14 protein-coding genes are annotated in these 14,696 nt (G+C 63.0%); 11 read left to right on the forward strand and 3 right to left on the reverse strand.

Going from position 1 to position 14,696, the window contains the following annotated elements; genetic code table 11:
• Positions 1-55: 55 nt before the first annotated feature.
• The 4 genes from SB822_RS15680 (at position 56) to SB822_RS15695 (ending at position 4,395) form a co-directional block, all read left to right on the forward strand.
• Positions 56-637, forward strand: coding sequence for a TIGR00730 family Rossman fold protein (locus SB822_RS15680; protein WP_410855131.1), 582 nt, complete (start codon positions 56-58; stop codon positions 635-637).
• A 243-nt stretch (positions 638-880) separates the two neighbouring features.
• Entirely contained in the window at positions 881-2,266 is a 1,386-nt protein-coding gene (locus SB822_RS15685) for an MFS transporter (RefSeq protein WP_007585134.1), read from the forward strand.
• Positions 2,267-2,319: 53 nt separating this feature from the next.
• The gene (locus SB822_RS15690; protein ID WP_007585128.1) at positions 2,320-3,153 is read left to right on the forward strand and encodes a shikimate dehydrogenase family protein; all 834 of its coding nucleotides are present in this window, start codon (positions 2,320-2,322) and stop codon (positions 3,151-3,153) included.
• A gap of 12 nt (positions 3,154-3,165) precedes the next feature.
• Positions 3,166-4,395 (forward strand): MFS transporter, encoded by a 1,230-nt coding sequence (locus tag SB822_RS15695; protein WP_410855132.1) that lies wholly within the window; start codon positions 3,166-3,168, stop codon positions 4,393-4,395.
• Positions 4,396-4,410: 15 nt separating this feature from the next.
• On the opposite strand, the gene SB822_RS15700 is transcribed toward SB822_RS15695, so the two are convergent.
• Positions 4,411-4,914, reverse strand: a complete 504-nt coding sequence (locus SB822_RS15700; RefSeq protein WP_007585126.1) for an Ohr family peroxiredoxin — start codon at positions 4,912-4,914, stop codon at positions 4,411-4,413.
• A gap of 384 nt (positions 4,915-5,298) precedes the next feature.
• On the opposite strand from SB822_RS15700, the gene SB822_RS15705 reads away from it, so the two are divergent.
• From SB822_RS15705 to SB822_RS15715, 3 genes are all read left to right on the forward strand, one after another.
• Positions 5,299-6,327: a LysR family transcriptional regulator gene (locus SB822_RS15705; protein WP_007585125.1), complete on the forward strand. Its 1,029-nt coding sequence runs from the start codon at positions 5,299-5,301 to the stop codon at positions 6,325-6,327.
• Positions 6,328-6,684: 357 nt separating this feature from the next.
• Entirely contained in the window at positions 6,685-7,296 is a 612-nt protein-coding gene (locus SB822_RS15710; RefSeq protein ID WP_410855133.1) for a TetR/AcrR family transcriptional regulator, read from the forward strand.
• 204 nt (positions 7,297-7,500) lie between these two features.
• Positions 7,501-7,908, forward strand: coding sequence for a VOC family protein (locus SB822_RS15715; RefSeq protein WP_410855205.1), 408 nt, complete (start codon positions 7,501-7,503; stop codon positions 7,906-7,908).
• 82 nt (positions 7,909-7,990) lie between these two features.
• Here the strand turns inward: SB822_RS15715 and SB822_RS15720 are convergent, their stop codons facing one another.
• Entirely contained in the window at positions 7,991-9,907 is a 1,917-nt protein-coding gene (locus SB822_RS15720; protein WP_410855134.1) for an alkyl/aryl-sulfatase, read from the reverse strand.
• A gap of 78 nt (positions 9,908-9,985) precedes the next feature.
• On the reverse strand, positions 9,986-11,653 hold the full coding sequence (locus SB822_RS15725) for a GMC family oxidoreductase (protein WP_410855135.1): 1,668 nt from the start codon (positions 11,651-11,653) through the stop codon (positions 9,986-9,988).
• 248 nt (positions 11,654-11,901) lie between these two features.
• Between SB822_RS15725 and SB822_RS15730 the strand changes: the two genes are divergently transcribed.
• From SB822_RS15730 to SB822_RS15745, 4 genes are read left to right on the forward strand one after another with little or no spacing between them, the layout of a single operon-like run.
• Positions 11,902-12,354 carry a DUF2000 domain-containing protein gene (locus SB822_RS15730; RefSeq protein ID WP_410855136.1) on the forward strand — a complete coding sequence of 151 codons (453 nt, stop codon included), beginning with the start codon at positions 11,902-11,904 and terminating at the stop codon, positions 12,352-12,354.
• Positions 12,351-13,085 carry an enoyl-CoA hydratase-related protein gene (locus tag SB822_RS15735; RefSeq protein ID WP_410855137.1) on the forward strand — a complete coding sequence of 245 codons (735 nt, stop codon included), beginning with the start codon at positions 12,351-12,353 and terminating at the stop codon, positions 13,083-13,085. The genes SB822_RS15730 and SB822_RS15735 overlap by 4 nt, the downstream gene beginning before the upstream one ends.
• Positions 13,078-13,800, forward strand: coding sequence for an NAD(P)H-dependent oxidoreductase (locus SB822_RS15740; RefSeq protein ID WP_410855138.1), 723 nt, complete (start codon positions 13,078-13,080; stop codon positions 13,798-13,800). The genes SB822_RS15735 and SB822_RS15740 overlap by 8 nt, the downstream gene beginning before the upstream one ends.
• A complete protein-coding gene (locus SB822_RS15745) occupies positions 13,797-14,630 on the forward strand; it encodes an AraC family transcriptional regulator (protein WP_410855139.1) in 834 nt (277 codons plus the stop codon). Before SB822_RS15740 ends, SB822_RS15745 begins: the two co-directional genes overlap by 4 nt.
• Positions 14,631-14,696 lie beyond the last annotated feature (66 nt).

The following is a 14,696-nucleotide window of genomic DNA, read 5'->3' on the forward strand; positions in this document are numbered from 1 at the left end:
TCATAGACTGATTGCCCCATTTGCGTACACCTTCACAACAAGGAAATCATTCGACATGGCGTTGCGTTCAATCAGGTCAGTCGCCGTATTTTGTGGCTCGAACCACGGCGCCTCGGAAACATACGCCGACGATGCGCGAGCGCTCGGCCGGATCCTGGCGAAAGCCGGGATGACGGTCGTCTATGGCGGCACGACGAACGGTCTGATGGCCGTCGTCGCGGATGCCGCACTCGCTTCGGGCGGCAAAGTGCACGGTGTGACCACCGAAACCCTGCACCTGCGTGGACAATCGCATCCCGGGCTGACAAGGCGCGAGATCGCGCCGACCCTGCAGCTTCGCAAAGCCCGGATGGTCGAACTCGCGGATGCCTTTATCGCCTTGCCTGGCGGAATCGGGACGGTCGAAGAACTGATGCAGGTATGGTCGATGAACCAGCTTTCGGAGATCGACAAACCCGTGGGCATCTTGAACTCCGCGGGCTTCTTCGGCGCGTTTCTGCAGTTCATCGATCACATGGTGGACACGAAATTCTTGCCGGCAGCGCACCGTCATTCGATATGCGTGGATGCGGATGCGGCGGGCCTCGTCGACCAGCTCCGCAGCTATACGCGTACGGATGTGCCCAAATGGCTGTAGGCTCGACTTTTCCCCCGCGATTTTCCCGTTGAGACGCACTCTCGCTGGCTACTAAAGGCACCCTCCGACACCCCTCCCGAACCCGGACAAACCCTCAGAGCGTTCGATCATCGCGCAGTCATGCGCGATGATCGAACAAAAAGGGGCGATAATCCCTTGTGCTGTATGGCCTCGGGGCGCTACGCTGCGCTCCATCCTGTCGACATTCAGATAGTCGTCAGCCTACAAAGCTAGGAGACAACCATGACCGCAGTCCCGGCTCACGAGCCCCAGGGTAAGCATCAGTCGAAGAAGGCCGCCGCCAGCGGCTGGATCGGATCGGCGCTTGAATACTACGATTTCTTCATCTATGCGACCGCATCGGCGCTGATCTTTCCGCAGATATTCTTTCCCAAGGGCAATGCCACGACTGCGATCGTCGCGTCGTTGGCAACGTACGGCGTGGGCTACGTGGCGCGGCCGATCGGCGCTTTCGTGCTCGGCCACCTCGGCGACACGCACGGCCGCAAGCAGGTACTGCTGGCCTGCATGTTCCTGATGGGCTTTTCGACGATCGGCGTTGGCCTGCTGCCTACGTATGATCAAGTCGGGTTGCTGGCGCCCCTGTTCCTCGTGCTGCTGCGTCTGGTGCAGGGCTTCGCGGTGGCGGGCGAAATCTCCGGCGCAAGTTCGATGATTCTGGAGCACGCACCGTTCGGCCGGCGCGGCTTCTACTCCAGCTTCACGCTGCAAGGCGTGCAGGCAGGGCAGATTCTGGCTGCCGCCGTGTTCCTGCCGCTCGCGCACTACATGCCCGCTGAGCAGTTCAATGTCTGGGGCTGGCGCATTCCGTTCCTGATGAGCTTCGTGGTCATCATCGCGGGCTGGGTCATTCGCCGCAAGGTCGACGAGACGCCCGCGTTCAAGGAAGAAGGCGAGCGCACGACGCGTGCCCGCTCGCCCGTGATCGACGCGTTCAAGTACAGCACGCCGAACATGCTGCGCGTGATCTGCATGGCGCTGATGAACGTGATCCCCGTTGTGGCGACCATCTTCGGCGCGGCGTATGCGGTGCAGCCGGCCTACGGCATCGGCTTCGCGAAGGACATGTACCTGTGGATTCCCGTCGTCGGCAACATCGTCGCCGTGCTGGTGATTCCGTACGTCGGCAACCTGTCGGACAAGATTGGCCGCAAGCCGCCCATCATCGTCGGTTCGCTGCTGTCGGGCTTGCTGGCGTTCGCGTATCTCTACGCGATCAGCATTCACAGTGTGCCGCTCGCCTTCGTGATCTCGATCCTGATGTGGGGCGTCGTCTATCAGGGCTACAACGCCGTGTTCCCGAGCTTCTACCCCGAACTGTTCCCGACGGCCACCCGCGTCTCGGCAATGGCGATTGCGCAGAATATCGGCACCGCGATCACTGCGATGCTGCCCGCGCTGTTCACGGCCGTGGCGCCTCCGGGATCCAACAATATCTGGTTGACGGTCGGCGCCCTCGCTTTCGCAATCACCATCATCGCCGCACTGGCCGCGTTCAGCGCCCGCGAGACGTACCGTGTTCATATGGACGAACTCGGCCAGCCTGACGCTCACCCCGTCGACAAAACCGAGTACGACGCTGCGCGGGCTGCGGCATTCGCCCACTGAAGTACGCTGAAGCCCGCCGAGCGGAACTTGACGCCTGAGAGAGCACCTTGACCATGATTTCCGGAAAGACCACCCTCGTCGCGCACATCGGTTTTCCGACCGAGAGCTTCAAGTCGCCGATGATTTACAACCCATGGTTCGAGCAGAAGGGCATCGACGCTGTCGTCGTGCCGATGGGCGTCAAGGCGGAAGATTACGAGCAGAGCTTCAAGTCGATCTTTCGCTTCACCAATCTGCGCGGGGCGCTCATCACGATGCCGCACAAGGTGACGACGGTCGGACTGGTCGATGAAGTCACGCCCGCCGTGCGCATCGCGGGGGCCTGCAACGCGGTGCTCAAGCGTCCCGACGGCACGCTGCTCGGCGATCAGTTCGACGGCGCCGGCTTCGTGCGCGGCGTGCTGGGCAAGGGGCGGCAACTGAAGGGCGCGCGCGTGCTGATCTCGGGCTCGGGCGGTGTCGGCTCGGCGATCGCGGCGTCGCTGGCGGCGGCGGGCGTCGCCGAACTTGCGTTGTACGACGCACGGAACGAATCCGCCGAGGGGCTCGCGCAGCGGTTGCGCGAGCACTACCCGGCGTTGACGGTCCGCACCGGCTCGAAAGATCCCGACGGCTACGAGGTCGTGGTGAACGCGACGCCGCTCGGCATGAAGGAGGGCGATCCGCTGCCCTTCGATGTCGCGCGCATCTCGCCCACGTGTTTTGTCGGCGAAGTCGTGATGAAGTCCGAATACACACCGTTTCTGCGCGCCGCGCGTGAGAAGGGCTGTGAAGTGCAGGTCGGCACCGACATGCTGTTCGAGATGATTCCCGCCTATCTGGAGTTCTTCGGCTTCGGGACGGCGACGCCCGACGAGCTGCGCAGCGCGGCGACTATCGCCTACTAAGTCGCTGCTTCGATGTCCCCTTCGTATCGCGGCTCGCTGAGCTTTGCGTTACTTCTGCCTTTCCTGCTCGCGGCGCAGCCCGTCGCGACCGACAGCTACCTGCCCGCGCTGCCTGAGATCGCTGCGTCGCTCGGTTCGGCCAGCTCGAGCCTGACGGTCTTCGCGCTGGCCTTCGGCATCGGCCAGCTGCCGATGGGCAGCCTCGCCGATCGCTATGGACGCCGCCCCGTCTTGCTGACGGGTCTCGCCGCTTATGCCGTCGCTGCGCTCGCGGGCGCACTTGCCGCCGATGCTTCGATGCTGACGGCGGCGCGTGCGTTTCAGGGGCTGGCAATGGCCGCGATTCTCGTCTGCACGCGCGCGGCGGTGCGCGACCTCTATCCCGCGCGAGACGGACCACACGTCATGGCGCGCGGCCTGACGGGCCTCGGCGCGACGGCGCTCACGGCACCCATTGTCGGCGCGTTTATTGCACAGCATGCCGGCTGGCGCTGGGTGCTCGCGGTCATGAGTCTCTATGCGCTGGTGCTATGCGCCGCGTGCTGGCGCGGCTTCGGCGAAACCATGCAGCAAGGCGAGACGGCGCAGGCGCCCGCCGGCAGCGTTCGCGAGATTTTCCAGAGCACGGAGTTCAGGGCGTGGGCGCTGCTCGCCGCGACCACCTATGGCGGCATGTTCTGTTTCCTGCTGCTTTCGCCGATGGTGTACATCGGCTACCTTGGCCTGTCGCCACAGATGTATGGCTGGATTCCCGCAGGCGGTTCGGCCGTCTACATGTTGAGCACGATTGGCTGCCGGCATCTGCTGTATCGCCAGGGTGTGCTGCTGACGGTGCGGCAGGGCGCGATCCTGAGCATCACGGGCGCGATCATCCAGGCGCTGGGTTGCTGGCTGTTGCCGGGCACCGTGTGGCCGTTGCTACTCGGTCATGGGGTCTATAGCCTCGGCCACGGCATTCACCAGCCGTGCGGGCAGGCAGGCGCCGTGGGCGGTCTGCCGCACCTCGCGGGTCGCGCTGTGTCGTGGTCCGGCTTCATCATGATGTTCGCGGCCTTCTGCATGGGGCAGACGGCTGCCGCCTTCGTCGATCCGCAGTATCGCTACGGCGCGTGGCCGATGGTCGTGCCGATGCTGTTCGCGGGCGTGATCATCGTGACGATCGCTTTCGTCTGGCTGCCGAAGGTGGGGCGGTCATTGCCCGTTGGAACCAGGACCACGGGCGTTCCGGTGAGCGCGGAGTAGTCCGCCGGTCCGCGCTCAATCCACGACGGCCACGATATTAACCGTCCCCTGTCTCGCCATCTTCGCGTACGGGCACAAACGCTCTGCGTTTCGCACCAGTTCTTCCGCCACGGCCCGGCCGACGCCCGGTATCCGCACCCGCACATCAATCACGAGCGCATAGCCGCCATCCATCGGATCGCGGCCGAAGGCGACCTGCACGTCGACGGCAATGTCGTTGAGTTCCATCTTGGCCCGCTTGCCGAGCAGATTGAGCGCGCCATGAAAGCAGCCGGCAAAGCCCGCGGCGAACAGTTGCTCGGGATTGGTTCCGTCGCCGGGACCGCCGAGTTCGGTGGGCAAGCGCAGTTGCACATCGAGGTTGCCGTCGGCCGAGCGAGCCACGCCGGATGCGCGGCCATGTCCCGTCTCGCCGCCGGATACGGTGACCGATGTCGTGTAGAGCGCCTCGAACTCCCGACCCCGATATCGGTCGAGCAGGGAAAGCGGGGGCGCTTCCAGTTTCTGTTTTTTGTCCATGATTCGTTCCCAGGCCTGGTGGCGAACCTCGATTTGATCGATGGCCCAAGCCCCAAGCCTTCTCCCTTTCAGACGAAGCGACAGTGAACCCGGCCCTATGTTACGTGGCGGAAAAATGTCGCGGTAGCGTCGTTCACGGACTCACGGTGTTTCCCGAATGGCGTCAATCCGCGGCGCGCTTTTTGTTCAGTCGAAATATGCAGGTATGGGAAGCGGTTCCACATCTGTTCGATGTGTCCTAAACTGAGAAAGCCAGCCGAAAGGCGGCCCCGCCGAAAGCCGGCCGCGCCGGGCGCAGCGCGGCCGGGTTCGCGAAGCGCCTTCCTTTCGTTCAGCGGCTAGCCAGATTTCTTCCACGAAAACGCCAAACTGTGGGAACTGTCGATGGATCACTCGGATGCATCGCTGCATGCTTTTCGCGTTGGCTTGCCCAACCCGGCCGACGCCCTGTCCACCTGTTTTTCGACAAGCTACGCGGGAATCATCGCCTTCATGGCGGTCGCGACGGAAGGCAGCTTCGCGAAAGCGGGCGAGCGTCTGGGAATAGGGCGCTCTGCCGTCAGCCGCAATGTTCAGAAGCTTGAATCGCAACTCAGTACCCGGCTATTTCTCCGCACGACGCGGTCCACGCATCTGACCCGCGAGGGCGAGCGTTTCTTCGAGAACTGTAATCAGGGCGTGACGCATATCGTCGACGCCATGAACGACATGCTCGATCTGCGTCATGGTCCACCGCGCGGCGTGCTTCGCATCAGCTCGAATGTGGGCTTCGGGCGCAAGGTCGTGGCGCCGTTGCTTGCGCAGTTTTGCGAGGCTTACCCCGATATCGCCGTCGATCTCATTCTTGACGACAAGCCCGCGGATTTCGCCGCCGAGCAGATCGACGTCGCGTTTCGCGACGGTTGCATCGAGGACTCCAGCATCATTGCGAAGCAGCTGGTTCCGATGCAAATGGCGCTGTGCGCGTCGCGTCTCTACGCCGAACAACATGGTTTGCCCATGACGCTCGAAGAACTGGCGCAGCATGAATGCGTCAACCTCAGGTTCTCGGGCGGGCGCGTCTACGAGTGGGAATTCAAGGTCGACGGCCATATGCGCAAGTTCCTGCCGACGGCCAGACTGACGTTCAACGATGCGGACCTGGTATTGCGCGCGGTGCTAGAAGGGCGCGGCATCGCGCAATTGCCGGGCTATCAGATAGCCGATCACATCGCGCGCAATGAACTCGTGATGGCCTTGAGGCGGCATGTGCCGGACGATCGGGGACACTACATCTGCTACCTCTGCCGTCAGCATCTGCCTTCGCGCATCCGCGTGTTCGTCGATTTCATGACCGAGCATATCCGGGCGCTGAATCTGCTTTGCCTCGACGATTTTTATATCGATTCGCTGGAAAGCGAGCGTCAGGCGTGATGCGCTGATCGTCGCTTACGGGGTGCGCATTGGTGCTCACGCGGCAACGGTGAGTGTTCACGCGTGTATCTACCGGTGCAGAGGCGCGCCGCCTACCATTCAGACATATCGACGCGCCGTCGATATCTGGATGGAGGGCATCATGCTTCGTGTCGAACCTCTATGGGCGTTGACCGGCTGGATCGTGCTGGTCGCAATCAATATCGCACTTGCCATTGCCGTCTCGTTCAGCGGCGCTATCTGATTTCTGTTTTCCTGGCGGATGGCTCGCATCTTCATTCCCTAATCCCGTGGCCCGTAGAATAGGTTTCGTTGCACCGTTTTGACGGGCACGAGACTCCACAAGGAAAACAAGGAATGAACGACCGGTCACCGCAAAAACGCTTGCGGCCCCGAAAGACACCGAGCCAGCCGCGCTCGGAAGAGACAGTCGCATCAATCATCGAGGCGGCCGCGCAGATTCTCGAAGCGGAAGGATTCGACGGATTCAACACGAATGTCGTGGCCGCGCGGGCCGGCGTCAGCATCGGCTCGCTTTATCAGTATTTTCCGGGCAAGGACGCACTCACGGTCGCGCTGATCCGGCGTGAGATGACGCGTTTTCATGAGGACATCGCCGTCGCCCTTACGAAGCGCAGCGGCAAGGCCGGGCTGGAGTATCTGATCGGCGCGGCCGTGCGCCAGCAATTGCAGCGTCCGCGCCTGGCGCGACTTCTCGATATCGAAGAGGGCCGGCCTGCATTGCGCGATGAACTGGCCACGTCGGAGCTCGAACAGATGGCCACCGAGGTCATCAAACGCGCGATACCCCGGCATGCACATCCCGAGGTTGCGGCAGGCGACCTGTTCGCCATTGTCCGGGGCATCGTCGATGCGGCTGGCGAGCGGGGAGAGACCGATATCGAGAACCTCGAGTATCGCGTGCGGGCGGCTGTGTTCGGTTATCTGTCGAAGACGGGCGCGCCGTGAATGCACGGCGAAACATGCGCGAATGTGAGCAAACGGATTGCCGACTGTGGCCGGTTATTGGCTGAAACGCCTTTGCGCAGGCGGGTTTCGCGTGCATCGGCGCGTACGCGCAATGCGAGTTGTTGAATGTGAGCCTCTGCTTATATTCTGAGGTCCTCGGGTGGACGTGGCATAGGGCCACCGCCCAAGTATGAGAGACCGATGATGAATGACCTTACCCAAAGCATGAAGCTCAACCATCTGAGCTTTCCTTCCGCCGATACCGCCGCGACCGCGAAGTTCTTTGAACAGTACCTGGGCTTCACGATCGCGGGAACGTGGGAGAAATCGTACATCCTGAAGCGCCCCGGCTATGACGTCGTGATCGATCACGCCAGCGACGATGTTCCGGCATGGCCGAAGAATTTTCATGTCGGCTTCGAGTTGCCGGGCTTCGATGACGTTCGCGCGTTGTATGAGCGTTTCAAGGCGGACGGCGTGCAGATGGAAACGGGCATTTTCAATAATGGCCGCGGTTCGCGCTTCTTTTGCCGCGCGCCGGGCGGCGTGATGTTCGAATTGAACACACGCCGCGACGCGGCGCCTGAATATCGCGGGACATTCGACAACTGAGAATGGCCTGATCATAAAGAGGATCTGAATACTCTTTATGATTAGAGCAGGGCAAGGCGGTCGTGGTGTCGGACTAGACGGACTACGGCTCGACGACATTGAAATCGCCGTCGAACTGATCAAGCGTTTCGAGCAGCGCGCGGAACAGCGCAACATCGCCTTCCAGCTGAATTTCACGCGCCGCGACGGCATCCTTGAAGCCCGTCTCGCCACAGAGAATACGGTTCAGCGTCTGCCTCGACATCGAAACGTGCAGATCGGTGCCTTCCCCACGCACGGACGATGACCACGTCAACGTACAGTGTTGCAGCTTTAGTGTGAACTGCCTGCGAATGTCGGTGAATCGCCAGTCGATCTGCATCTTCAGATGCTGCGCCTTCAACCCATCGACCCTTACCGCAAGATAATCGAAGAACATTTCTTCCGTTATCGCGCACACCATGTCACGGCTGCGGTTGCCGAATTGCGTCGAAGCATCGCCGCGCCCCTCGCGCAACTCGCGCGCGCCGAGCAGGAACGCGTTACGCCACGTGGCCGATTCCGCCTGATAGCCCATCTGCTCCAGCGCAGCCGCGCCGAGTTCACGCGCCTCGCGCAAGCGCGGCTGAGCGAACACCAGATGATTCATCACTTGTGCGACCCACCGGTACTCGCCCTTTTCGAAGTCCACGCGGGCACGTTCGAGAATCGCATCGGCGCCGCCCATGTACTCGACATAGCGGGGCGCCGAGGCTTCCGGCGGCAGCGCATGCAGGTGGCTCGGATTGCCGTCGTACCAGCTCAGATAGTGCTGGTAAATCGCCTTCACGTTGTGCGATACGGTGCCGTAGTAGCCGCGCGTATGCCACGTGTTGAGCAACGCATCGGGCAGCCGGATCTGCTCGGCGATTTCGACGGCATTCAGTCCGCGATTCATGAGCCGTACGGTCTGATCGTGCAGGAACTTGTAGAGGTCCCGTTGCGCCTCCAGGTAGTCGACGATCCGCTCGTTGCCCCACGTCGGCCAGTTGTGCTGCGCGAACACGACTTGCGCGTCGTGCCCATAGCGGTCGAGCGATTCGCCGAGGTAGCGCGACCACAGTTGCGCGTTACGAACCTGCGCGCCGCGCAGCGGACACAGATTGTGCAGCGAGCGCGTGCCGTTCTCGGCGAGATTGAGCGCGCGCTCTTGCGGAAAGTAGAAGTGCATCTCGGCGGGCGCTTCGCTTTCGGGCGTCAGCTGAAACACGATCTCGACGCCGTCGATCACATGCGTCTCCGACGTCGCTTTGATCAATTGTGTCGGCGCGATCAGCGTGATGGTCCCGCGTGGGATAGTTTTTCCCATGCCCGTGTCGATCTGGCAACAGGCGTTGCGCGGCAGCGTGTGGCCGAACTGGAACTGCGCGCGGCGCGCCATTGCCGTGCCCGCCATCACGTTCTCCGACACCGCCTCTTCCATGAATCCCACTGGCGCGATGATCGCTGTCTTGCCTGCCGTCACATCGTGCTCGCTGACGACGCCACGCACGCCGCCGAAATGATCGGCGTGACTGTGACTGTAGATCACCGCGACAACGGGACGCTTCGGGCGATGCGCAAAATACAGATCGAGCGCGGCGGCGGCTGTCTCCTTGCAGGTCAGCGGATCGATCACGATCAACCCGCTGTCGCCCTCGATGAACGTGATGTTCGAGACGTCGAAGCCTCTCACCTGGTAGATGCGCTCCGTCACCCTGAACAGCCCATGCAGCATGTTCAGCCGCGCGTGACGCCATAACGCGGGATGAGCCGTCGCGGGCGCGCGTTCTTCTTCGAGAAAGCGGTAGTCTGCGAGGCTCCAGACCAGTTGATCGTACGCGCCGCGAATCTCCGCATCGGGAATCGTGCCGATGAAACCACGTCGCGCGTCGGCTTCTTCAAGGGGATCGTCCGGTGGCAGTTCGCGCAGCGCACGCGCTTGCGCGGACACAGTGACAGCGGACGCAGGCAACGATTGATAAGGCGTCTGGTGTGGCATCAAATGCTCCTGTTAGACAGGTGGCGCCCGCAGCCTCAGGACTCGCGGACGCTAAATCCATGTTGTTGGTCTTTCGAATCAGCGCGCCGCGGCGCGAATCATGTCCGCCGCCTTTTCACCGATCATCATCGCGGGCGCATTCGTATTGCCGCCGATCAGCGTAGGCATGATCGAGCAATCGACGACGCGCAATCGCTCGACACCTCTCACGCGCAGTTCGTTATCGACGACCGCGAGCGGGTCACTGGCCGGCCCCATCCGGCAGGTGCCGACCGGGTGGTACAAACAATCGGCGTGGCCGCGCACGAAGGCGCGCAAGTTTTCCTCGCTCGCGAAGCTTTCGCTTTTCATCTCGCGTCCGCCGAGGTCTTTCATGGCCGGCTGGTTCATCACGTCGCGCATGATGCGAATGCCGGCGATCAGCGTTTCCATGTCGCGCGGCGCGCTCATCAGACGCGTATCGATCAGCGGCGCTTCGCGCATGTCAGGCGACCGAAGACGAACGACACCGCGGCTCTCAGGGCGCAGCACGCAGATATGCCCCGAGTAGCCATGCCCCAGCTTGCGCCGGCTGCCCATGTTGCGATTGCCGATCAGCGCGACGGTGAACACGAGATTCAGATCGGGGCGATCGAGTTCAGGCCTGCTCTTCACGAACGCGCCCGCTTCGACGAAGTTCGATGTCAGCATGCCGGCACGCTGGCGCCGGTAGCGGCGGATCTCCTTCAACAGCCGCAAGCCGCCGCGCAGCGTGGCGCCGAACAGATCGGTACTGTCGAGCTGCGTATTGATCACGATGTCGAGATGATCCTGCAGGTTCTCGCCGACGCCGGGCAGATCGTGACGCACCTCGATGCCCATTTCCTGCAGATGTTTCGCCGGTCCGATGCCTGAGGCGAGCAGCAGTTGCGGCGAATTGAACACGCCGCCGCTTACGATCACCTCGCGTCGGGCGCGCAAGGTCTGTTCGACGCCATCGCGCGAGACCACCACGCCCACCGCGCGCTGGCCTTCGAACACGAGGCGCAGCGCCTGCGTTCCCGTCAGCACATGCAGGTTATGGCGGCCGCCGTTGTAGCGCCCATCGACGGTCTTGCCGCGATGCAGGTACGCGCGAGCCGCATTCCAGCGTTCGCCGTTGTGCTGGGTCACCTGGTAGTAGCCGAAGCCTTCCTGTTCGGCGCCGTTGAAGTCGTCGTTCAACGTGTGGCCCGCTTGCTGCGCGGCTTGCAGGAAGTACTGGCAAAACGGGTTGGGCGAACGAAGGTCGTTGACGTACAAGGGGCCGTCCGTCCCATGCCACGGGTTGGCCGTGCCGGCAAAGCGCGTGTTGTTTTCGCTGCGCCTGAAATAAGGCAGGACGTCGTCGTAGCTCCACCCTGTGCAGCCTTGCGCGGCCCAGTCGTCGTAATCCTTGCGATGGCCCCGGATATACACCATGCCGTTGAGCGACGACGAGCCGCCGAGCACGCGTCCACGCGGCTGGTAGCTGCGGCGGCCGTCGAGTGCCGGCTGCGGCTCGGTGTAGTAGCCGTAGTTATATGGGCCCGGCTTGACGACAGTTTTGGCGAGACCGACCGGCGTCCAGATCAGGTAGTGGTCATCGGGGCCGCCGTTTTCGAGTACGGCGACGCTGACCGTCGGATCGTCGGACAAACGTCCCGCGACGGCGCAACCGGCGGAGCCGGCACCGATCACGAGATAGTCGTATTCGCCTGAAAGCGGCGGGGAGGCGGACCGGGTCATCGATGGATTCCTTTTTGTTGTGCGGCAGGCGTGGGCGCGCCGTCGCTGTCTCCAGGCGGTATGCGGTACGACGATAGAGGCAGTGTGGTAAAGGCGGGACTACCCGAAACGGGGAGGGGTGGAGATGGAGATGCGTTATCGTCGGATCGGCTTGACCGCGATCAGGCGAGGCCCTGCAAAATCGTCCAATACTTTCGACAAAACTTTCCCTAGCATCTCTCCAAGGTTGGTTCATCAGGAGAAGGGAATTGTCTTTGCAAGCAGAAGCACAGTCATCGATCGAGTCGGAAGCCGCGTGCAAGCCGGAGCGCTGCGTCATCGTCGTGGACGCAGCGTTGGCGCCGGGCAAGGCGTCGAATGCCGCAGCCGTCGTCGCGTTCACGTTGGGGCAGCGCCACAGCCATCTCGTCGGCCCGCCATTGCGGGAGAGCGACGGCACCGCGCATCCCGGTCTGATCCCGATTGGCATTCCCGTGCTCAAGGCCACAGCGCAGCAGCTGGGCGAGCTTCGGCAGAAATCGCTGGCCCACTGCGACGTGGTGGACTTTCCCGTGCAAGGGCAGGCCACCACCGACTACGACGCTTTCCTCGACGCCGTCAACGCGCTGTCCGGACCTTCGTTGCAGTACCTCGCAATCGGCCTCGTCGGACCGAGGAACAGGATCGGCAAACTGGTCGGCGGCTTCGCGCTGTTCGCATGATGATCGCCAACCTCACATCGGAACTGGACGGACAGGTCTGGTCCATCGGCATCAACCGCCCGGACAAGCGCAACGCGCTCAACGGCACGATGTTCGATGCGCTCGCGAACGCGCTACGGCTTCCACAGGGCGACGTGCGCGTCCATTGCGTGCTGCTGCACGGAACCGGCGATTGCTTCTGCGCGGGTCACGACACGGCTGCATTCGGCTCGCTGTGGCCGCAGACCGCCGACGGCGCAGTCACGCGCTGCATCAACGGCTTTGCAGAGCAGCCCAAGCCGCTGGTCGCCGCTGTGAACGGCGCGGCGGTGGGCTTCGGCGCGACGATGCTGTTGCACGCCGACTGGGTGGTCGCCGGCGAAAGCGCGGTGTTCCGCTTTCCATTCGCCGACCTCGGCATCGTCCCCGAAGCGGGCGCGACTGCGTTGTTGGCTCGCCGGGTCGGCGATCTGGTCGCACGCGACTGGTTGATGAGCGGCCGACCGGTCGGCGCCGAGGAAGCCTTGAAATGTGGCTTCGTTTCGCGCGTGGTGCGTGACGCCGAGGTGCGCGAAGCGGCCGTCGAGTACGCGTCGCGCCTCGCTTCGAAGCCGCCGAGCGCGCTTCAGGCCACACGGCGCCTGTTGCGCGAAGGCGCCACGCTGTCAGCCGCGCAGGCAATTGACAGCGAGCTTGCGTATCTCAACGCCTATATCCCGGCTGTTTCATGGAGGTCCATCCCTCATGCGTAGCGTTCATATTGTCCACGCTCACCCGGAATCGCATTCCTTCTGCACGGCAATGGCGCATGCCGCGCGACGCGTGCTGACGGTGCGCGGCGACCACGTGAGCTTTTCCGATCTGTACGCGCTCGACTTCGATCCCGTCGTCCGCGCAAGCGATTTCACCGAACGCGCCGATCAGGACTACCTCGTCTACGCGTTAGAGCAGCGCCATGCGCTCGAACACGATGCCGTTGCGCCCGACATCCGGCGCGAAGTCGATGCGCTGATGGCCAGCGACATCCTGATGCTGGTGTTCCCGCTCTACTGGTTCTCGGTGCCGGCGCTCGTCAAGGGCTGGATCGACCGGTGCTTTCTGTCGGGCGCGCTGTATGGCGGCAAGCGCATCTATGGGCGAGGCGGCATGGTGGGCAAACGGGCCGTGATCGGCGTCACGCTCGGCGGACGCGAGCACATGTTCGGCGCGCAAGGCATTCATGGCGAACTCGCGCGCGGCATGCTGCGTCATCTGTTGCAGGGCACGCTCGGCTATGTCGGCTACGAAGTTCTCGAACCGTTCTTCGCGTGGCATGTTCCTTACTGCTCGCCAGGCGAGCGGGCGGATACGCTCACACGTTGGGGCGATTTCGTCGAGCGGCTCGACGAGCAGCGGCCCATGACGATGCCGCGGCTGGAGGACTATGATGATATTTTTCGTCCGCTTCCACAGGCCGCATCACGATGAAAGCCACATTGCCGACGCCTTCCGTCAAGCTCTGGCGCGCGCCCGATGTCATGGATGCCGTCATGCTCAAGGGCCAGTTCGTCGGCCACCGGTATCCGCCGCACACGCATGACACCCATTGCCTTGCCGTGATCACGGGCGGAACGCTCGCGGTCGAGGTCCGGCAGGAGCGGCGCCTGTGCCGTCGCGGCGACGTGATCGTCATCGACGCGGACGTGGTGCATGCAGGCGTAGCCGCCGGTGATGGCCACTGGAAAATGCGCGTCGAACACGTGCAGCCTGCGTCGCTCGCTGCTTATTGCGAGCGGCTTGGCATTCCACGACGCGAACGGTTCGAGGTGACGAGCCCGTTCATCGTCGACGCCGAGGTGTCGCGCTACCTTTACGGCGTGAACTGGTGTTCCGAAGTGGATGACGATCCATTCAAGCGCAGCGAGGCGCTTGCGTGTGCTGTCGTCGGCCTGCATGCGCGGCACGCCGCACGCGCCGCCGATTTCCCTGTGGTGCGCCGAGAGCCTGCGCTGGTTCGCGCGGTCAAGAGCCGGCTGTGCGAAGACCTGCACGCGCGGATCACGCTGTCGACGCTGGCCTGCGAGTTCAACGTGACGCCGTTCGTGCTGCTGCGTGCATTCGAGCGCGAAGTTGGGCTGAGCCCGCATGCGTTCCAGCAGCAGGAACGCGTGCGTCACGCCATGCCGATGCTGCGATCCGGCAGACCCATCGCGGAAGTCGGCGCGCGAACCGGCTTTGCCGATCAGTCGCACTTCACGCGCGTGTTCAAGCAACAGACGGGCGTGACACCGAAGGTCTATCAGGCCGCGTTCTCATGATCGACGAAGCCGGCATGCGAGCGGGCAGGGTAGCATCGGCGGCGGCATGCCGAAGCATGCCGCCCG

It is taken from the genome of Paraburkholderia sp. SIMBA_054, assembly GCF_046534875.1.
GTDB lineage: Bacteria > Pseudomonadota > Gammaproteobacteria > Burkholderiales > Burkholderiaceae > Paraburkholderia > Paraburkholderia hospita.